19 protein-coding genes are annotated in these 19707 nt (G+C 42.7%); 2 read left to right on the top strand and 17 right to left on the bottom strand.

Features of this window, described 5'->3' with window-relative positions:
• Positions 1–6 precede the first annotated feature (6 nt).
• The 13 genes from rpsU to gpr form a co-directional block, all read right to left on the bottom strand.
• Positions 7–180 carry a 30S ribosomal protein S21 gene (gene rpsU / locus ACZ5Q7_RS10305; protein WP_188631227.1) on the bottom strand — a complete coding sequence of 58 codons (174 nt, stop codon included), beginning with the start codon at positions 178–180 and terminating at the stop codon, positions 7–9.
• A gap of 136 nt (positions 181–316) precedes the next feature.
• Positions 317–988: a deoxyribose-phosphate aldolase gene (gene deoC / locus ACZ5Q7_RS10300; protein WP_343752763.1), complete on the bottom strand. Its 672-nt coding sequence runs from the start codon at positions 986–988 to the stop codon at positions 317–319.
• A gap of 36 nt (positions 989–1024) precedes the next feature.
• Positions 1025–2371, bottom strand: a complete 1347-nt coding sequence (mtaB, locus tag ACZ5Q7_RS10295) for a tRNA (N(6)-L-threonylcarbamoyladenosine(37)-C(2))-methylthiotransferase MtaB (RefSeq protein WP_343752761.1) — start codon at positions 2369–2371, stop codon at positions 1025–1027.
• The gene (locus tag ACZ5Q7_RS10290) at positions 2372–3148 is read right to left on the bottom strand and encodes a 16S rRNA (uracil(1498)-N(3))-methyltransferase (protein WP_464432860.1); all 777 of its coding nucleotides are present in this window, start codon (positions 3146–3148) and stop codon (positions 2372–2374) included.
• Entirely contained in the window at positions 3132–4088 is a 957-nt protein-coding gene (gene prmA / locus ACZ5Q7_RS10285) for a 50S ribosomal protein L11 methyltransferase (protein ID WP_343752759.1), read from the bottom strand. Before prmA ends, ACZ5Q7_RS10290 begins: the two co-directional genes overlap by 17 nt.
• Before the next feature lie 142 nt (positions 4089–4230).
• On the bottom strand, positions 4231–5346 hold the full coding sequence (gene dnaJ, locus ACZ5Q7_RS10280; RefSeq protein ID WP_343752757.1) for a molecular chaperone DnaJ: 1116 nt from the start codon (positions 5344–5346) through the stop codon (positions 4231–4233).
• Positions 5347–5503: 157 nt separating this feature from the next.
• Positions 5504–7354, bottom strand: a complete 1851-nt coding sequence (gene dnaK, locus ACZ5Q7_RS10275; RefSeq protein ID WP_343752755.1) for a molecular chaperone DnaK — start codon at positions 7352–7354, stop codon at positions 5504–5506.
• Positions 7355–7388: 34 nt separating this feature from the next.
• Positions 7389–8000, bottom strand: a complete 612-nt coding sequence (grpE, locus tag ACZ5Q7_RS10270; protein WP_343752753.1) for a nucleotide exchange factor GrpE — start codon at positions 7998–8000, stop codon at positions 7389–7391.
• Positions 8001–8095: 95 nt separating this feature from the next.
• Entirely contained in the window at positions 8096–9124 is a 1029-nt protein-coding gene (gene hrcA, locus ACZ5Q7_RS10265; RefSeq protein ID WP_343752751.1) for a heat-inducible transcriptional repressor HrcA, read from the bottom strand.
• 76 nt (positions 9125–9200) lie between these two features.
• Positions 9201–10361, bottom strand: coding sequence for a radical SAM family heme chaperone HemW (gene hemW / locus ACZ5Q7_RS10260; protein ID WP_343752749.1), 1161 nt, complete (start codon positions 10359–10361; stop codon positions 9201–9203).
• A 71-nt stretch (positions 10362–10432) separates the two neighbouring features.
• Positions 10433–12241, bottom strand: coding sequence for a translation elongation factor 4 (gene lepA / locus ACZ5Q7_RS10255; protein WP_343752747.1), 1809 nt, complete (start codon positions 12239–12241; stop codon positions 10433–10435).
• Between the two features lie 138 nt (positions 12242–12379).
• The gene (locus ACZ5Q7_RS10250) at positions 12380–12685 is read right to left on the bottom strand and encodes a hypothetical protein (RefSeq protein WP_343752745.1); all 306 of its coding nucleotides are present in this window, start codon (positions 12683–12685) and stop codon (positions 12380–12382) included.
• A 107-nt stretch (positions 12686–12792) separates the two neighbouring features.
• On the bottom strand, positions 12793–13893 hold the full coding sequence (gene gpr, locus ACZ5Q7_RS10245) for a GPR endopeptidase (protein WP_343752743.1): 1101 nt from the start codon (positions 13891–13893) through the stop codon (positions 12793–12795).
• Between the two features lie 182 nt (positions 13894–14075).
• On the opposite strand from gpr, the gene rpsT reads away from it, so the two are divergent.
• Positions 14076–14342: a 30S ribosomal protein S20 gene (rpsT, locus tag ACZ5Q7_RS10240; protein ID WP_343752741.1), complete on the top strand. Its 267-nt coding sequence runs from the start codon at positions 14076–14078 to the stop codon at positions 14340–14342.
• Positions 14343–14429: 87 nt separating this feature from the next.
• Here the strand turns inward: rpsT and holA are convergent, their stop codons facing one another.
• Positions 14430–15452, bottom strand: a complete 1023-nt coding sequence (gene holA, locus ACZ5Q7_RS10235; protein WP_343752739.1) for a DNA polymerase III subunit delta — start codon at positions 15450–15452, stop codon at positions 14430–14432.
• A gap of 344 nt (positions 15453–15796) precedes the next feature.
• On the opposite strand from holA, the gene ACZ5Q7_RS10230 reads away from it, so the two are divergent.
• Complete coding sequence (locus ACZ5Q7_RS10230) at positions 15797–15931, top strand: YqzM family protein (protein WP_343752737.1); 135 nt, start codon at positions 15797–15799, stop codon at positions 15929–15931.
• A gap of 120 nt (positions 15932–16051) precedes the next feature.
• Here the strand turns inward: ACZ5Q7_RS10230 and ACZ5Q7_RS10225 are convergent, their stop codons facing one another.
• From ACZ5Q7_RS10225 to ACZ5Q7_RS10215, 3 genes are all read right to left on the bottom strand, one after another.
• Positions 16052–18322 (bottom strand): DNA internalization-related competence protein ComEC/Rec2, encoded by a 2271-nt coding sequence (locus ACZ5Q7_RS10225; RefSeq protein ID WP_343752735.1) that lies wholly within the window; start codon positions 18320–18322, stop codon positions 16052–16054.
• A 9-nt stretch (positions 18323–18331) separates the two neighbouring features.
• On the bottom strand, positions 18332–18895 hold the full coding sequence (locus ACZ5Q7_RS10220; RefSeq protein WP_343752733.1) for a ComE operon protein 2: 564 nt from the start codon (positions 18893–18895) through the stop codon (positions 18332–18334).
• Between the two features lie 100 nt (positions 18896–18995).
• Positions 18996–19589, bottom strand: a complete 594-nt coding sequence (locus ACZ5Q7_RS10215) for a helix-hairpin-helix domain-containing protein (protein WP_343752731.1) — start codon at positions 19587–19589, stop codon at positions 18996–18998.
• Positions 19590–19707: the final 118 nt, after the last annotated feature.

Genomic DNA, 19707 nt, shown 5'->3' with positions numbered 1-19707 from the left:
TCTTTTTTACTTGCGTTTCCTGGCAGCCTCAGACTTTTTCTTACGTCGCTCGCTTGGCTTTTCATAATGTTCACGCTTACGGTATTCCTGCAATGTACCGCTTTTGGATACGTTGCGTTTAAAGCGACGAAGAGCATCTTCAAGAGACTCGTTTTTACGAACGCGAGTTGTATTTGACATGCTAATTTCCCTCCCTCCGAAGCAAAAACAAAAATAAGACTATATGCGATACCTCACCACATATTAATGCATATTATAATATATTCGTATGCCAAGGTCAACTTAAAAATAGTTCTATGATTGGAAATAAGTCATATTAATAGGATGACGACCCATTTTTTTCATGAACAATGGATACACTGGCGCTGGCACCTATTCTGGTTGCGCCAGCTTCAATCATTGTCAAGGCAGTTTTCCTGTCCCGGATACCGCCTGATGCTTTCACACCCATGTCGTCACTGACGGATCGGCGCATAAGCTGCACATCGTCAACCGTTGCACCACCTCCGGAAAAACCAGTGGACGTCTTTACAAAATCCGCCCCCGCTGCATTGGCAAGTTGACACGCACGAATTTTTTCTTCATCCGTCAGCAACGATGTCTCAATAATAACTTTTGTAAGTGCCATTCCATCCGCCGTTTCAATAACTGCTTCCATATCTTTCTTTACCAAAGATTCATTCGATGCTTTTAATTCACCGATATTCAGCACCATATCCACTTCCGATGCCCCATTATCAAGTGCCTGCCTGGTTTCAAATGCTTTGGTTGCCGAGCTTGTTGCACCAAGCGGGAAACCGATGACTGTACATACTTTGACATCTGTGTTTTTCAGGTTTTCATGACAAAACGTAACCCAATACGGATTTACACAGACGGATGCAAACCCGTAATCACGAGCTTCCTGAATAATGTTTCTCATCGTAAATTTACTAGTTTCCGGTTTCAATTGCGTATGATCAATATACGCTGCCAGTTCCTGGTCCATGGGTGACCTCCCTTTCGCAAATGACTATGTGTCCCGTCATCCTGATGTTGTTATGGTTTTGACAGCGTCATCCATGACCCGAACAAAAACACCTTTGTTGTACGGATAGCCTGATTCCGTTATTTTCACGCGTACAATACTGCCGATTAAATCAGGGGATCCACTGAATTTAACTTTCAAATAGTTATCCGTATATCCTTGCAGAAGGCTGGGATCCTCATCGGATTGTTCTTCCGGTATGACTTCAAGTACCTCATTTTCATACCGGGAGGCATAGGTTTTAGCTAGCTGATTGGATAGCTCAATCATCTGATTGACCCGTTCGTTTTTCACATCGTCATCGACTTGATTATTCATACGGGATGCAGGCGTACCGGTTCGTTTGGAGAATGGAAACACATGAAGTTCCGAGTATCCGAGATCACGGACAAATTGATAGGTTTCCAAAAACTCTTCTTCCGTTTCACCCGGAAAACCGACGATGACATCCGACGTAATGGCAAGACCCGGAAGGGCCTGTCGAATTTTATCAATCTTTTGTTTGTAAAAGTCCGTGGAATATTTGCGGCGCATACGATGCAACACGCTATCCGATCCAGCCTGTAATGGGATATGAAGATGACGGACAATTTTTTCGGACTTATCCAGTACATCGATGACGTCATCGGTGACCTGACTTGCCTCAATTGAGGAGATCCGAATCCGTTTCAGGCCATCAACCTTTGTCTCCAAGTCCTGCAAAAGCCGCGCAAAATTGTAATCGTTCATGTCTTCTCCATACCCAGCCGTATGAATACCTGTCAACACAATCTCTTTATAGCCGGCATTCACCAGATTTTGCGCCTGTTCCAGTACGTTTTCGGGATCCCTGGAGCGCAGCAGCCCCCGTGACCAGGGAATAATACAAAATGTACAAAAGTTATTGCATCCTTCCTGAATTTTTAAAGATGCGCGCGTACGGTCGGTAAATGCCGGTACATCCATCTCTTCAAATACACGGGTTCTCATAATGTTGGAAACACCATTAACCGGTTCGCGTGTCTTTTTATGTTCCTCAATATAATCGATCATTTTCTTTCTGTTTTGTGTTCCAACAATGACATCAACACCCGGTATTTCCATAATTTCACCTGGTGATGTCTGAGCATAGCATCCCGTCACACAAACAACCGCATCCGGATTTTTACGGATGGCTTTTCGAATGACTTGCCGACTTTTCTTATCTCCGGTATTAGTAACGGTACACGTATTAATGACATAGACATCCGATTGACGATCAAAGTCAACCCGTTCATACCCGTTTTCTTTAAATATGTTCCAAATGCCTTCTGTTTCATATTGATTCACTTTGCAACCCAACGTATGAAACGCAACTGTTGTCATTTAGGTACACTCCCATTCTTCAAAATGATAGGAAATACTTGCAAGTGCATACATGGCAGCCGTTTCTGTTCTTAGTATGCGCGGGCCCAAACGGACAGGGGTAACCCCTTCCTGTTTCATCAGCACAACCTCTTTCGGTGAGAAACCACCTTCCGGCCCAATGACCAAAAGCACCCTCTCACCTGAGGTCATTCGTCCCACTGATTGTGCAAACGTTTGAAACGCGTCTGTTTTTGCTTCTTCTTCATAGGCAAACAGCTTATGGTCAAAATCATCACTCTGTGCCAGCACATCCGAGATCGTCTGCGCTGGATGCAGGTGAGGAACTTTATTGCGGTGACATTGTTCACTGGCTTCCTTCACAATCCTGGAATAGCGGGTCATTTTTTTGGTTGCTTTCTTATCATCCCACCGAACGACGGACCGTTCCGCCTGAATCGGGATAAAAGCTGATGCACCGAGCTCTGTTCCTTTTTGCAGAACGTGGTCGAATTTATCACCTTTTGCCAGCGCTTGGGCAACGGTCACGGATATAGGCATTTCGGTTGATTCCTGAAGCCATTCCCGGATCTCTGCACTGATATGGTGCTCATCCATCCCGGTGATTTCACAAATTGCCGCTTGTCCATCCGGATGATTACAGATAATGTCATGGCCTGTCCGGAACCGCATAACCCGGCTAATATGATGCAAGTCATCACCTTTAATATAAACGTTGTGGTCATCCCAGTTTTCGGATGGTACGAAATAACGCTGCAAATCAGGCACCACTTTCATTCGGAGTCTTTTTAGCCACAATGGAAATCCAGTCTTCCATCTTATTCACCTCAAGAATACGAAAACCTGTATCTTGCAATGTATCCTGCACCAGTTGTTGCTTGTCTTTAATAATGCCCGACGCAATGAAAATCCCATCCGATTTCAGAACATTCCAAGCATCACCGGCTAACCGTACAATGATATCCGCCAAAATATTTGCAACAACCATATCGGCTCGTAACGCTACGTCATGCAGCAAATGGTTTTGTGACGCGGTTATCTTGTTATTTATTTGGTTTAATTCTGCATTGATTTTTGTGCTTTTCACAGCGACATCATCCAAGTCAAAAGCATGTACGTCTCCTGCTCCAAGCAGTCCTGCTGCAATACTCAGCACGCCAGAACCGCATCCGACATCCAGAACAACATCCTGTTTCCGTATGTATTGTTCAATCGCCTGTATACTCTGGACCGTCGTAGCATGGGTCCCCGTTCCGAAAGCCATGCCGGGATCCAACTCGATAATTACTTCATCCCCTGAAGTAGGTTGATACGATTCCCATGTCGGAATAATGGTTATCTTATCGGAAATTTTAACAGGCTTATAATACTTTTTCCATGCCGTAGCCCAATCCTCTTCATTGATGTCACTAATCGTCACTTGATTTCGTCCCAGGTCAATACCGTATTGCTGCAGTTGGTTAATCGCCCGCTTTATGGCATCCACGGTTTTATCCAGATAAGTGTTCTCTGAAAGATAGGCTTTGATATAAACCCCATCAGCCGGATAATCTGCCGGATCCAAGTCATAAACCTCACCAAAAAATGTTTCCCGTTCTTTACTCAAATCAGCAGGATCCTCGATGGCAATACCGTTGGTTCCATGTTCATGCAAAATATTAGAGATTGGGTCGATAGCTTCATTTGTTGTTTGAATACAAATTTCAGACCATATCACGTTGTTCACCCGTTTCTTCAAAAATAGTGGCTTGGGATTTGAATGGTGGAGCTCATCATAACTAAATAGATACTATGAAAGAACTTCTGCTAAAACCCACGTTTAGTGGGCCATGCAGAAGTTACCACAGTCGTCCGTTTCGTTAGCTTTTAAAGGCGTTTTTGAAACGTTGGAACAATGACCCTTGTTCATCCGTTGATTCATTGCCTCCGATTTCATTGAATTCGCGCAGCAATTCTTTTTGTCGTTCAGTCAAATTGTTTGGAGTAATTACTTTCGTCTGCACTTGCTGGTCCCCATGTCCGTATCCGCGTACATTGGGTGCCCCTTTTCCTTTAAGTCTGAAGGTTTTTCCTGCTTGTGTTCCAGCAGGTATTGTCAGCATGACTTTACCATGAACCGTCGGCACTTCCACTTCGTCGCCAAGAGCGGCTTGAGCAAACGTTATAGGCAATTCGCAGTATATTTGATCGCCATCCCGTTCAAAGAATTCGTGCGGTCTGACTTTAATAACGACAAATAAGTCTCCAGGAGGGCCACCATTGACACCCGCTTCACCTTTTCCGGATACACGGATCTGATGACCTTCATCAATCCCTTTAGGAATAGAAATATGAATGGATTTGTTCTGTTTCACCTTACCGGCTCCACCGCATGTACGGCACTTCTCCGGAATAATTTTTCCGCTTCCATCACAATGGTGGCACACTCGCCGGTTCACAACACGTCCAAATGGCGTGTTCTGTTCCATGTTCAATTGGCCGGATCCTTTACAATAAGAACATGTTTCAGTTTTCGTTCCGGGTTTGGCACCGGACCCATGACATGTATCACATTCTTCATCAGTCGGTATATTGACATCGGTTTCTTTGCCGAAAATGGCTTCCTCAAAGTCCAATGTCATCGTATATTGTAAATCAGCACCCTGCTGCGGTGCATTCGGATCCCGTCTTCTGCCACCTCCGAAAAACATATCAAATATATCACCGAAGCCACCGAAATCACCAAAATCCTGCGCACCGCCAAACCCTTGACTTTGCGCTCCGGCATGACCAAACTGATCATATTGGGCACGTTTTTGTTCGTCGCTTAACACTTCATACGCTTCTTTGGCTTCCTTAAACTTGTCAGATGCGTTCTCTTCTTCACTGACATCGGGATGATATTTCCGTGCCAGTTTCCGGTAAGCTTTTTTTATATCATCTTTGGAAGCATCTTGATCAACACCAAGTACGTCATAATAATCGCGTTTACTCACGTTCGCATCACTCTCCCGACACTATTGCATTCATTTTATCATACCATTAGTTGTGTTCTACTAGCAACCAAGCATGATTTAGACGCTATTTTTTCAGTGAAAAAAAGTCAAAGTCAAGAGAGTCCTGACTTTGACTTTTCCTTCATGTCCTACCGGTTTATTGCTTTTTATCTTCCTTATCTTCTTCGTCATCAACTTCTTTATAATCCGCATCGACGACGTCTTCATCAGAACCTTGAGATCCGCCCTGCTGGTCTTCTGAACCCTGCTGCTCTTGCGCCATTTGCTCATACATTTTCACGGAAAGCTGCTGCACTTGTTCTTGCAGTGCATCTTTCTTCTCCCGGATCTGTTCCAAATCATCCGCATCAATGGCTTGCTGCAATGCATCTTTTGCTTCTTCAGCTTTTTGCTTTTCTTCCTCGGTGATGTTGTCACCAAGGTCATTAATAGTTTTATCCGTTGTGAAAACAAGTTGATCGGCTTCATTGCGCAAGTCAGCTTCTTCACGGCGTTTTTTGTCTTCCTCAGCGTTCTCTTCCGCTTCTTTAACCATTTGTTCCACTTCGTCCTCTGACAGGCCTGAAGAGGATTTAATCGTAATCGATTGCTCTTTGTTTGTGCCTTTATCTTTTGCGCTTACGTTGACAATACCGTTGGCGTCAATATCAAAAGTCACTTCAATTTGTGGAACTCCGCGCGGTGCCGGCGGAATATCCGTCAATTGGAAACGGCCAAGTGTTTTGTTGTCGGAAGCCATTTCACGCTCACCCTGCAGGACATGAATATCGACAGCCGTCTGATTGTCAGCCGCAGTGGAAAATACTTGCGATTCGCTTGTTGGAATGGTTGTGTTACGTTCAATCAGCTTAGTTGTGACACTGCCCATCGTTTCAATTCCCAGTGACAATGGTGTAACATCAAGCAGAACAACATCTTTTACATCGCCCTGAAGGACACCAGCCTGGATGGCTGCACCAACAGCTACCACTTCATCCGGATTAACGCCTTTTGACGGGTCTTTGCCGATATTATTCTTAATCGCATCCTGTACGGCAGGAATTCGTGTTGAACCGCCGACCAGAATAACTCTGTTAATATCCTTAGCAGCCATACCCGCATCTTGAAGGGCTTTGCGAGTTGGCCCCATCGTGCGTTCCACCAGGTCGGATGAAAGTTCCTCAAACTTGGCACGTGTGAGATTCATTTCCAAGTGCATTGGACCATTTTCCCCAGCTGTAATAAACGGCAATGAGATTTGAGTCTGGCTAACACCGGAAAGTTCTTTTTTAGCTTTCTCCGCAGCGTCTTTCAAGCGCTGTTTTGCCATTTTGTCTTGGGAAAGATCAATGCCATTTTCTTTTTTGAATTCCTTAACCATATGGTCGATGATAACTTCGTCGAAATCATCACCGCCAAGACGGTTGTCACCGGCTGTTGCGATAACTTCGAACGTACCATCGCCAATATCCAGGATGGAAACGTCAAATGTTCCCCCACCAAGGTCATAAACAAGAATGGTTTGATCCTGGTCTTCTTTATCAATGCCATAGGCCAGCGATGCTGCTGTTGGTTCATTAATGATACGTTCAACTTCCAGCCCGGCTATTTTGCCCGCGTCCTTGGTAGCTTGACGTTCCGCATCATTAAAGTAAGCAGGAACCGTAATAACAGCTTTATCCACTGTATCCTCAAGGTATTCTTCGGAATAAGATTTGATATGCTGCAGAATAATCGCTGAGATTTCTTGTGGTGTATATTCTTTCTCACCGATTGTTACTTTGTATTCCGTGCCCATGTGACGTTTGATGGACTGAATGGTATCCGGGTTCGTGATAGCCTGGCGCTTAGCTACTTCACCGACTTGACGCTCACCGTTTTTAAACGCGACCACAGATGGTGTCGTGCGGTTGCCTTCCGGTGTTGGTATAACAACCGATTCGCCACCTTCCATCACTGCTACGCAAGAGTTTGTTGTCCCTAAGTCGATTCCAATTGTTTTACCCATAATCAAATTCCTCCTTCACTGCTGATCCAATTGATTATTTATTTACTTTGACCATTGCTGGTCTAATTACGCGGTCTTTTAGATAATAGCCTTTCTGCATTTCTTCAACGACTGTTTCTGATTCCGCTTCATCATCTTCCACCTGCATCACGGCATGATGAATATTCGGATCAAACGATTTTCCAACTGTCTCCATTTCCTCCACACCATGTTTTGCCAAGGCTTCTTTCAGTTGGCGATAGACCATTGTTATCCCATCTGCAAAGCTTTTAGTCTCCTCATTAACGTCAACCTGTAAGGCACGTTCAAAGTTATCCATTACAGGTAGCAAATCTTGCACCATTTCTTCAGCTTTATATTTTTGATTCGCTTCTTTTTCTTTTTGCGTCCGTTTTTTAAAATTGTCAAATTCTGCTTGGACACGAAGCACTTGTTGGTGCATTTCCTCTTTTTCCTGCTTTTCCTTATCCAGTTGTGCCTGCAACGAAGACGAATTCTCTGCTTTTGTTTCCGTATCCCCTTCTTCAGTTTCGACCTGATCGTCGGCATCCATGACTTCTGTTATTGTTTCTTCATGAACGTCCGCATCCTTCTGCTGTTGATTTTGTTCTTCATCAACGTTATGTTCTTCTTTTTGATCTGCCACTCCTGCCACCTCCAATATCAAATTGTCACGAAAGACTATAACATGATTTCTGCAGTAAATAAATGAATATACATAAAAGCTGTGGAGTGACCCCGTCAGCTATTTTTATGCCATTTATATAACACATTCGACATCTCATTGGATAAGCCGTTTAATAAAGCAATAACTTTCCGATATTCCATCCTGGTAGGCCCGAGCAATGCAATCGTACCCATCTGTTCCTCATCCCACTCATACGTTGCTGATATCAGCGTACATTCCTTTATGGCATCCGCTTGATTTTCGTGCCCAATTCTAACATTGATGCCGCCAGCATTGTTTTTCAGCAAGTCCGCTAATCGATCTTCGTTTTCGATCATGGAGTAAAATGAGCGCACTTTTTCAATGTCATTGAATTCTGGTTGCATCAATATATTCGTTTTGCCACCAAAGTAAAGCTTAACGGGATTATCCGAAAAAAACGCCGCCTTCAAGTATTGAAACGACTTCTCAAAATCATTGACATACGATCCCATAAGATTGATAACTTCCGTGTTGAGTTTCTCATGCAAATGAATAAGCGGAACGCCATAAAGGCGATCATTCAAGATATTCACTATTTTCTCCAAATCTGAGGTGTCAATCTCCTCCGGAACCGAAAATGACCGGTGTTCAACATGACCAGTATTGGTAATTAATATGGCTACAGCGGTATATGGTGACAGTGTTACCATCTGCAGTTGTTTCAATTGCGTTTCAAACACTTCCGGACCGAGGATGATCGATGTATAGTTTGTGATCTCGGATAGTATCTCCGCAGAGTGTTGAACAATTTGTTCAAATTCGAATAAACCTTCCTGCATCACGTTTTCAACAATTTTAATGTTGTTCATTGTTTCTTTGAGTGACACCAGATGATCGACGTAATAGCGATAACCTTTCTCAGATGGGATGCGGCCGGATGATGAATGGGTTTTTTCAAGAAACCCCATGTCTTCCAAATCGGCCATATCATTGCGCACAGTGGCTGGACTGTACCTAATGGTTTCTTTTTTTGCAATGGAACGTGACCCAACCGGTTGCGCCGTTTCGATGAAATCATCAATAATCACTTGCAGAATCAATAATTGTCTTTCCGTTAACATGATGACCACCTCTGTTAGCACTCTTAGCTAATGAGTGCTAATGCTATTGTTAAATTATCAGATTGGTGATTTATTGTCAACGCACAAGATTCAAGTCATGCTCTTCCAATAAGAATTGTGCAAAAACCTCGTTTCCAAACAACATACCTTCATCAGTCAGACGGAGCTGTTTTCCACTATCCTCAATCCATCCCTTTTGCGTAAGTGCGTTAATGACATCCCCATACAAATCGTCATAAGGGAATCCATATTTTGCCTTAAACTGCTCTTTATTAATTCCTTCCATCTTTCTAAGTCCCAAAAACATTTCTTCTTCGATCATTTCACGCTTACTAATTTCTTCTGTATGCAAAACCGGTTTGCCAGTTTCCTTTGCCTGTTGCACATATTGTGGAAGAGGTCGGATATTTCCCATGCGAACCCCGGACAAATATCCATGAGCGCCAGCTCCAAAACCATAATAATGCTGATTATTCCAGTACGTGAGGTTGTGTCTGCTTTCGAAACCGTGTTTGGCAAAATTGCTTATTTCATAGTGATTCAAACCATTTTTTCGCATAGTATCCTTTAACAGCTCATACATGGATACCTCCTCTTCTTCAGGAGGTCTATGTAATGTGCCTTTCTTATACCGCTGATAAAAAATGGTTTTAGGTTCAATCTGCAGTGCGTAGGCTGAGTAATGCGGAAGATCAAAAGCAACAGCCTCATTAAGTGTTTGGCGGAAATGGTCCAACGTTTGGTTCGGCAAGGCATAAATGAGATCGAGACTGATATTATAAAAATGATTTTTTTTCAGCAATTCAACGGTATGATAAACATCTTTCACTTCATGGATCCTACCCAACTGTTCGAGCATCGCATTATCAAATACCTGCACACCAAGCGAGACTCGATTCACGCCATAACTGTTTAACAACTTTGCTTTTTCTCCGTCAAAGTCACCAGGATTCGCCTCTATGGAAAATTCCACAGTCCCAGCAATATCAAATTTTGTATCAATTAGCTGCATTAGGGATTTCAGCTGTTGAAATGTTAAAGCCGTTGGTGTTCCACCACCAATAAAAATCGTTTCCACGCTGTTCTTTTCACCATCTATAGCAGTATTCACCTCATGTTTCAAGGCTTCTATATATTCATCTGCAGACTGCTCATCATAAAAAAACTTGGTAAAATCACAATAATGACAAATCTGCTGACAGAACGGAATGTGGATATAAACGGATTGTGCTTTCATTATGTTCGCTCCTATACGAAGAAAAGGGATAACTTAAGCGTCTGGCAAATGTTTCCCATTTCAACAATTAATTAATCATCATCCATCTCAAGTATGGCCATAAACGCTTCTTGCGGTACTTCCACAGACCCGACCATTTTCATTCGTTTTTTACCTTCTTTTTGCTTTTCCAGTAATTTACGTTTTCGTGAAATATCGCCACCGTAACACTTGGAAAGCACGTTCTTTTTCATGGCTTTAATTGTTGATCTGGCAATAACTTTATTTCCAATCGCCGCTTGAACTGGAACCTCAAATTGCTGTCTCGGTATCAGATCTTTCAATTTGTCGACTATATGCTTCCCCCGTTCATAAGCAAAATCACGGTGAACAATAAATGACAGAGCATCAATCGTTTCCCCATTCAGTAATATATCCATCTTGACAAGATTGGATGAACGATACCCGGAGATATCATAATCAAATGAGGCGTACCCCTTTGTCCGAGATTTTAACTGATTAAAAAAGTCAAATACTATTTCCGAAAGCGGAATATAATACGTAATATTCACCCGGACTTCATCAAGATACTCCATAGTGATAAATTCGCCACGTTTTTTCTGGGCAATTTCCATAACTGATCCGACATAGTCATTCGGTACCATTATAGTCGCTTTTACAAAAGGCTCACGAACGTCCTTAATGAGCTGCGCATCCGGCATAGCCGATGGATTCTCAACTTCAATCGTTTCATCATCCGTTTTTTCCACTTCATAAATGACAGATGGCGCTGTCGTTATCAGACTGATATTAAACTCCCGCTCTAATCGTTCCTGAATGATTTCCATGTGCAGTAATCCCAGAAAACCGCAACGAAATCCGAATCCAAGGGCTTGCGAGCTCTCCGCTTCATACTGAAGAGACGAATCGTTCAGCTCAAGCCGTTCCAACGCCTCGCGCAAATCATTATATTGACCGGAATTAACCGGAAATAGTCCGCAGAACACCATCGGATTCAATTGTTTATAACCCGGAAGCGGATTTTCAGCAGGGTTTTTAGCATGGGTTATCGTATCACCAACACGGGTATCGCCGACGTTTTTTATGGATGCCGTCAAATAACCAACATCCCCAACAGTCAATTCGTCTCGTTTTTCCGGATTTGGAGCAAATACACCAATTTCATTAATTTCAAATTCCTTTCCATTCGCCATCAATCTGATTTTGTCACCAAGTTTGACGGAGCCTTCGCGAACACAAATATACGCAATAGCACCACGATACGGGTCATACAGCGAATCGAATATAAGCGCTTGAAGTGGGTTTTCGGAACTGCCGGCCGGAGAAGGGATATCCGATACTATCCGCTCAAGCGTCTCATCAACGCCGATGTCATCTTTTGCCGACGCCAGAATCACATCATCCCTATCAATACCAATCACATCTTCTAATTCCCGAGCCACTCGATCGGTATCAGCATTAGGCAAATCTATTTTATTAATAACCGGTATGAGCTCCAAATCATTATCCAGAGCTAAATAAACATTGGCCAGTGTCTGCGCTTCAATTCCTTGCGCAGCATCCACAATGAGAATAGCACCTTCGCAGGCTGCAAGGCTTCTCGAAACTTCATATGTAAAATCGACGTGACCAGGTGTGTCAATCAAGTGAAACAAATAATCGTCATTGTGTTTATCCGTATAGCTCAACCGTACCGCATTAAGCTTGATTGTAATGCCACGTTCACGTTCCAGTTCCATCCCATCCAGAAATTGTTCTTTCATTTCACGTTGCGACAACGCTTGTGTCTTCTCCAAAATGCGATCGGCAAGTGTGGATTTACCGTGATCTATATGCGCTATAATGGAGAAATTACGTACGTTTGCTTGGTTCCTTATCATAAAAGATGTCCACTCCTGACATGCCTACCGATATTCAACCAGTAAAAGGCCAATTTTCAACATTTGTCACCAGTGTGGATTATAGCAATTGAACAGCAAACATTTCAAGTAAGAACGTGCTGATCATGACTAGCGACATCAGAAAAAAACGTTTGCCAACTGGTATGCTATACGGACGATCCCTTCATAAACCCCGGTTACACAAGCTTCCAGAAAAGAAGCTGCTTTTTGAATAAAATGATCCGACGCATCCGGTTTTATGGCTTCATGATGTGTCTTATCCTTATGTTTATCCGTAGTTATTTCGATGGTTTCTTTCGTTGCAGTCCCTTCAACAGTACCGTCTTCACCCGTGTCTGCATCATGACTGCCACGATCCATTCCTGCGATCAGACCGGTTAAAAAAAACAAAATTAGCAGTAAAAGAACAATAAGGGAACGCATCGTTTTCCCTCCTCCTCTATATGTGCTTTCTGTTTAATCTATGAATGGAAGCGGTAAAATAGAACCATCCATGATTCTACAGGCGCCGTAATAGAGAAGAAATAGTATTACCGTGTATAAGAAGCAGCATTGTCCACTGTCACCCGTTCATGCAGCGCAGCATTCAAACCGGTTGAGATCAGAAAAGCCATATCATTCATTAATCCATCCACCTCTTTTGGCGTGACCATCAGATTGTGTCCAAGCGGTGTAAGAACCTCTTTAATCAATGACTTTTTCTCCTCCTCGGACAGGCCTCCAACCATTCCGAAAAAGGTTTTGCGCTGCTCGTCATTCGGCAAATCCTCATCTTTTAATTCTTTGCTGCCGAACGATAATCCAGCTGGCGTCAGCGATTTGGAAGGGCTATCTTTTTCACGCCACTCTTTTCCCAAGTGTTTCAGCATAAAATCAATCGTATCGCTTGTGATAGTAACCGCGTCAACGACCGTGGGACAACCGATAGCCAGAACCGGCACCCCAAGTGTTTCCTTACTTAACTCTTTCCGTTTATTACCGACACCTGAACCGGGATGAATGCCAGCATCCGACATTTGAATGGTTTCATTGACCCGTTCAACGGACCGCGATGCAAGTGCATCAATGGCAATGACAAAATCAGGATTGAATTTTTCAGTGATACCAAAAATAATGTTGCTCGTTTCTATACCAGTCACTCCCATAACGCCCGGTGTAACAGCAGCAACCGAACGATACCCCTCGGAAACAGATTCATGTTCCAGTGCAAATAAATGGCTGGTCACAAGTGTTTTTTCAATAGCCATAGGACCAAGTGCATCGGGGGTTACATTCCAATTTCCAAGACCCACGATCAAGCCGGTGCCACTCGGTGAAATTCCATTTTTTTGCATAAGTACCTTCAATTCCTTGCTAAAAACCTTCGCCGCCTCTTTTTGACTGACTGTATCCTGATTTTTGACACCATCGGCATAGATCGTGATATACGACCCTTGTTTTTTGCCGATCTGTTTTTCACCCTTTCCATCAATATCCACATACGTTATGGCAATATCTCCTTCTTGTTTTTCTTGAACAGTCACACCCTCTATATCGTTTTTTGTCTTGTTTTCATTCTTTTCCACAACCATATCCTTTGCTTCGACAGCAAGATCAGTCCGTACATGATAGCGCTGGTCCTCGTCGTTCATTCTGATCCTCCTTATTGATCAATGCATTTATTCTCTAGACTGTACGTTTTCATCCCGAATCATACAGAATGCGGGCCCAGTTGTTGAAAAGGAGATGAACGTTTGGTAAAATGAAGTTTGCTGAACTACATCAGGCAACTTACCAATAATCTATAGCATTGATGACAACGGAGGTGAAACACATGCCAAATATTAAATCAGCAAAAAAACGTGTGGGCGTAAACCAAAAGAAACGCGCTGAAAATATAGACTTCAAAACCGAAATGCGCACACATATTAAGCGTTTAGAAAAAATGATCGCAGCCAATGACGCTGAGGAAGCAAAGGCGGCTTTGCCAGTTACATTCAAAAAGATCGACAAAGCTGTTCAAAAAGGCGGCGTCCACAAGAACAATGGCAACCGGGAAAAATCCCGTCTGGCTGAAGAAGTCAATAATTTGAGCGCTTAAATAAGCCATTCCTATAATAAAAACGATCCTTGTGCAAGGATCGTTTTTTAATGGCTCATATGTAACCAACAGTGAGAAAATGATACGTTATTGAACGAGATGATACAGTAATAATTCGAAAGCGAGCTCTTTCTCCATGCTCCCGTCTTTCATGGCATGATCGGTTTCCGCCAGCTTATCCATTATATCCTGTAAACGGGTGGCAGTGAATTTCTTTTCCCGCTGCAAGGCCATTTTGATGACATAGGGATGTGTTCCTAGCTGTTTTTGCATCTGTGATTGACTGTACCCTTTCCTGTTCAACAATTTCACACGAAGAATGGCACGGAATTGGAATGCAAGAAGAGCTACCAGACCTACTGGTTCTTCGTTTATTTTTTCCAAATCTTTATAGATCAAAATGGCCCGGTGCAAGTCCCGGTCAATAACGGCATCAACGAGACGTAACGAGGTGCTGTTTCCCGTATAAGCAACGAGCTTTTCCGCTATTTCCCTGGTGACTGTACCATTTTCACCAACATACAGTTTGAGTTTGTACAATTCATTGCGCAGCAAATGCAAATCAGCCGTCAATTCTGATTCGAGTAATTCATAGACATCATCTTGTATGGACAGCCCCATACTGCTGGCGAAATTCGAAATCCAGCTGCGCAAATCATATTCTTTGATGGGATTGCATTCGGCAGTAGTACCATTTTGTTTCAAAAGCTTGGCCACTTTTTTTCGTTCATCGATTTTTTCATATGGTGCAGTAAATATGATGATGGAATAATCAACAGGCTCTTGAAGATACCAGGTAAGCCTATCAAGGTCATGTTCAAATGGTAATTTATCCGGTTTTGTTTTTAAAAAACTTGGGTTAGTAGCGATAATTAATTTCATTCCACCGAACAATGGATACGTTTCTGCGTCTGCGATTACGTCCTGCACGGGCGTTTCTTCCAGATCATAAATAGTAAAGTGTTCATCCGAATTGGCATCATTGGATAGCACGGCCGTTTTAATCGCTGTTGTTATTTTTTGTATGAAATACGATTCGGTACCATATAATAAATACACCGATTCCAATTGTTTTTTCTTTACTTGCTGCAAAACATCCATATATGTCATACTTTTCACCCCGTATGGTATATGGTAAAATGGATTCATCTAAGTCGCAAGCATTTTTATATGGACATATCCTGCCATAAAAAGGACATGGCAGGATCATTTTCAATACAGGCAAAGGGGGACATAAGCCCTTCATCCCCCCCTTGAATCTATATAAACGTTTAGCGTTCAGCCCTAGGAACTGAATACTAAACGGGATTTGTACTTTTAGGTTGACCGTTTTTACTAAAAATATGGTTGTTAAGTCTTTCTAATGAAGCCATTTATTTTTGTGACATTATTGATTACAAGTGGATTTTTTTATGTATTTAATTTAAACTGTTAACTGTATAGGAGGGATGGATATGAACGAATTTGAGCAGGACGTGCAATCAAAAAATAATGATGTCGTTGATTCCATTAAAGGGTTTGGATTTTCATTTATTTTCTTTGTACTGATTTTTGCTATCGGTGTTATATTCAATGTTTTAGGGTCATGATTGGCCATTGGTACCATCTCCGGAATGCGACACGACACACATGATCACCCTAGGTTGACTGTATTATCCGATGAAAAGAGACTGCTGCCGGCAGTCTTTTTTTCATCAGCCACTTATAGCCTATGGCAAAAACGTGGAAAATGTTCCTTCCTTCCCCCTGAAGTGATACTGTATCGCTCCGTCTTCATCCGTTCTGAGCTTTTGTACGTTTTCCTTCTTCAATAAACGAATGACGTCAGCATCCGGATGACCGTACATATTATTTTCGCCCACGGATAGAAGCCCGTAAGCGGGTTGAATTTCTTTGAGAAAAGCTGAATCTGTCGATGTTCCGCTTCCGTGATGAGCCACCTTCAAAACGTCAGACTGTAAACCTGGATAGTCACGGATGATGCCACTTTCCGTTTCTGTTCCTATATCCCCCGTAAAAAGCCATGTCTTTCCACCCAATTCCGAATATAGAACAAGCGAATTTTCATTAGGAGATCCATTGTCCTCATCCGGCGACAAAACTTTAAACTCATGACCACTAATGGTCAAAACGTCCCCGGATTCAACTCGGACGATGTCTGTCTCAGTACCTCTTACCGTTTCATGCACCGAATCGTCCAGCGAATCATAATGGCTAGTAATAATGTATTGGACTGGGAAGTCAGCAGTTATATACGGCAAACTTCCTACATGATCCATATCCCCATGCGAAACAAAAATTGCATCCAATTTACCAATGCCTTGTGACAGCAAATAGGGCTTAATCCTTTGTTTGTAAACATTTTCAGAGGGCTCTCCTGTATCATAATCGGTTGTTGCTCCAGCATCGATAAGAACAACACTTTTCCGATAAGGGAGCTCAACAACGATGGCATCCCCTTGACCAATATCAAGCATGGTCACCTTCCCATCAGGGGATACATATGGTTTACTGACAATGATGATGAGCAGAAGTGTCAAGCTGCATCCCCACGCAAACGCTGCTTTGTGACGGGCCGCTTCTGCTTTCATCATAAACGAGACGAAAATAATGTAGTATAACACGGTACCTGCGAGCGGAATCGACCCAATAATCAGAGGTTTATACGCCACCTGGTCAACCAACTGCATAAACAGAAGGAACCAATCATGAATCTGAACGAATAGACCATCCAATAACGGAAGAAGGAATCCTGCAACGGGAGCAAGCAACAAAACAGCAAACATTAACGGGATAACAAACAGGGTAAAATAAGGAACGATAACCGTATTCACTAGAATGGATAAAGGTTGGAAGGTGAAGAAATACGCTGCTTGAAGTGGAAGAATCATCATTTGTGAAATAAAGCTTATTTTAAGAATAGAGAAAAAGGAATTCGTCGTCGCAGCTATCCAATCCTTTGATAAAAGCAGTCCAAACGTAACGCAGAATGATAATTGAAAACCTATTTGGTACACGATGTATTTATCAAGGCAAATGAGCGCAATAAAAACAATACTCAGCACATCCAATGTACTGCTTCGCCAATGAAGCTTGCGCGCCAGTATGAATAAAAGCACCATCGTACTGGCACGCCAGACGGATGGTTCACCGCCAGCGAGAAATGCGTAAATCGGCAAAAACATCATGACCGTCCATTGTGCTTTTTCCTTTGTCATACCTGCATAGGTCACCAGCAAAAGATAAAGAAAACCGACAATCAGTCCAACATGCAAACCGGAAATAGCTAAGAGATGAGTTAAGTTCCAGCGCTGGAAACGTTCTTTTGTTTCATCGCTGATTCCACTGTCATCACCCAACACAAGAGCATTGAGCCATATGGCTGTCTTCGGACTTACCTTTTGATGGATATATTCCGTTAAGTCGGACCGCAGCTGGTAAATAGGCTCTATGATCGACCCTCCACTGCATGTAACAGCATCCGGTGAATCAAGCATCACCTGATAATATACTCCTTGGGAAGCTAAGTAATTACGATAATCGAACTGTCCGGGATTCCTGCCTGTTTCGGGAAGCTCCGGTGTACCTTCAATGGTGCATGAAGCTCCGAATTTCACAGATTCATCCACAAGCTCATCACCGAAATAAGTAATTAAAAAATCCTTTCCAGTGCCATTATCAGTCAAAGTAAAGTCAACCGTCGTCTCTGTTTTATTCACTGGACTTGTTATCTGTCCTGTAATAGGCTGCTGTTGGCTGTACGGTAGGTCCGGTGGCGGGTCATTAAGATCAGGAAGATAGAAAAAGGCGAGCAGGGAGGCGGCCAGAGAAATAATAAGGAGCCATTTCCCCAGCTTTTTGCGGGCATAGAGCCAGATGATCCAAAGGGTGAATATCCCAATAATCCATACATGTTGGAATAAAATAGACAATAAACTGCTGATTATGCCCAATGCGGGAATATACCAATAACCTCGCATAAGGGGCACCTATAATCGGAAAAGAGCGTCAGCCTCGGCTTTCAAGGTCTGCAAATTTTCCTGATCATCTGTCTGCCTCTCCAATTCCTTTAAGAGCTTCTGTATATAGGTTTCTTTCTCTCGATAATTTTCATCGATTGACAACTCTGTCAACGCCACTTTTTTTGTATGTATGCCAGCATCATCGAACAATTCAAGCGCATATGGGTGATTTTTATAATCGTTGGCATAGTAAACGGCCTTGATACCACTTTGAATAATTTGTTTGCAACACTGAAGACACGGAAAATGAGTCACATATATCTCTGCACCGTCCGTCGGTACTCCAAATTTGGCACATTGCAACAGGGCATTTGCCTCGGCATGAACGGTCCGGACACAATGACCATCAATAATATAACACCCTTCATCAATACAATGGACACCACCGGAGACACTGCCATTATATCCTCCGGCAATGATTCGTTTATCCCTGACAATGGTAGCGCCGACCATCAGCCTGGTACAGGTACTGCGCATAGCCAACAAGTGGCTTTGTGCCATGAAATATTGATCCCATGAAATTCGTTTCATATTGTTTACCACCTTTTCACTATATCGTCAGTTTACAACTGCTTTTTTCCATTCGTCAATAACGCTCGTTGCAGGTAAAACAGCAGTTGCAAACGGTTGACTAAGGAACTTGAATATCATCTTTTAATGCTTCCAACGTTTTTTCACCAATGCCTGATACGTCTAGGAGATCATCAGCTTTTTTAAATAATCCATTGTCGTCACGATACTGAATGATAGCCTGTGCTTTTGAGGGGCCGATTCCATTTAACGTTTCCATAGTTGCTTGGTCTGCATTATTGATGCGAACTTTATCAGAGGCGGATTCAGGGGACGATGGGGATACTTGATTGTTGTTTGCCTTACTTGAAACCATAATAACCATCTCGTCCTGGACTTTTTGGGCAAGATTGACAGTGGTCCGGTCAGCTTGTTTGGTGAAACCGCCGGCCATTTGAATCACATCATGAACACGGGAATCCGGCTTAACGTCGTAAACACCGGGATCAACGACTTCACCCTTTATGTCCACGATGATCGCAGTAGGTTGATCATCTTTTTTACCGTCCACAGTCATATCCGTGTCGTTTTCAGTAGCATCCGTATGCTTTTCCACATCTACGTCGCCGGTCTTATCCATGTTCCAGAATAAAAAGACGGCAACAGCCAACACAAGAATGATGGGAAATAGATATTTTTTTAGCGGATGGAACAAGAGGCATCACGTCCTTTGAAGAGTTTGAGGATAGTCAAAAAAGAGGTATACTCATCCTATTCGACATCACCCGCCAAAATCCTTTTTTATTTTGATTTTTTGTGAACGTTTTAAAACG

This window comes from Lentibacillus halophilus (assembly GCF_055395055.1).
The sequence above is the reverse complement of the archived record's forward strand: the minus strand, read 5'-3'. Positions and strand labels throughout refer to the sequence as shown.

Excerpts from the sequence above, each read along its gene's own strand:
- mtaB (WP_343752761.1), bottom strand. The coding sequence starts at position 2,371 with ATGACAACAGTTGCGTTTCATACGTTGGGTTGCAAAGTGAATCAATAT.
- ACZ5Q7_RS10290 (WP_464432860.1), bottom strand. The coding sequence starts at position 3,148 with ATGAAAGTGGTGCCTGATTTGCAGCGTTATTTCGTACCATCCGAAAAC.
- hrcA (WP_343752751.1), bottom strand. The coding sequence starts at position 9,124 with ATGTTAACGGAAAGACAATTATTGATTCTGCAAGTGATTATTGATGAT.
- holA (WP_343752739.1), bottom strand. The coding sequence starts at position 15,452 with ATGACATATATGGATGTTTTGCAGCAAGTAAAGAAAAAACAATTGGAA.
- rpsT (WP_343752741.1), top strand. The coding sequence starts at position 14,076 with ATGCCAAATATTAAATCAGCAAAAAAACGTGTGGGCGTAAACCAAAAG.
- deoC (WP_343752763.1), bottom strand. The coding sequence starts at position 988 with ATGGACCAGGAACTGGCAGCGTATATTGATCATACGCAATTGAAACCG.
- ACZ5Q7_RS10250 (WP_343752745.1), bottom strand. The coding sequence starts at position 12,685 with ATGCGTTCCCTTATTGTTCTTTTACTGCTAATTTTGTTTTTTTTAACC.
- ACZ5Q7_RS10220 (WP_343752733.1), bottom strand. The coding sequence starts at position 18,895 with ATGAAACGAATTTCATGGGATCAATATTTCATGGCACAAAGCCACTTG.
- hemW (WP_343752749.1), bottom strand. The coding sequence starts at position 10,361 with ATGAAAGCACAATCCGTTTATATCCACATTCCGTTCTGTCAGCAGATT.
- ACZ5Q7_RS10225 (WP_343752735.1), bottom strand. The coding sequence starts at position 18,322 with ATGCGAGGTTATTGGTATATTCCCGCATTGGGCATAATCAGCAGTTTA.
- dnaK (WP_343752755.1), bottom strand. The coding sequence starts at position 7,354 with ATGGGTAAAACAATTGGAATCGACTTAGGGACAACAAACTCTTGCGTA.
- lepA (WP_343752747.1), bottom strand. The coding sequence starts at position 12,241 with ATGATAAGGAACCAAGCAAACGTACGTAATTTCTCCATTATAGCGCAT.
- ACZ5Q7_RS10230 (WP_343752737.1), top strand. The coding sequence starts at position 15,797 with ATGAACGAATTTGAGCAGGACGTGCAATCAAAAAATAATGATGTCGTT.
- gpr (WP_343752743.1), bottom strand. The coding sequence starts at position 13,893 with ATGAACGACGAGGACCAGCGCTATCATGTACGGACTGATCTTGCTGTC.
- rpsU (WP_188631227.1), bottom strand. The coding sequence starts at position 180 with ATGTCAAATACAACTCGCGTTCGTAAAAACGAGTCTCTTGAAGATGCT.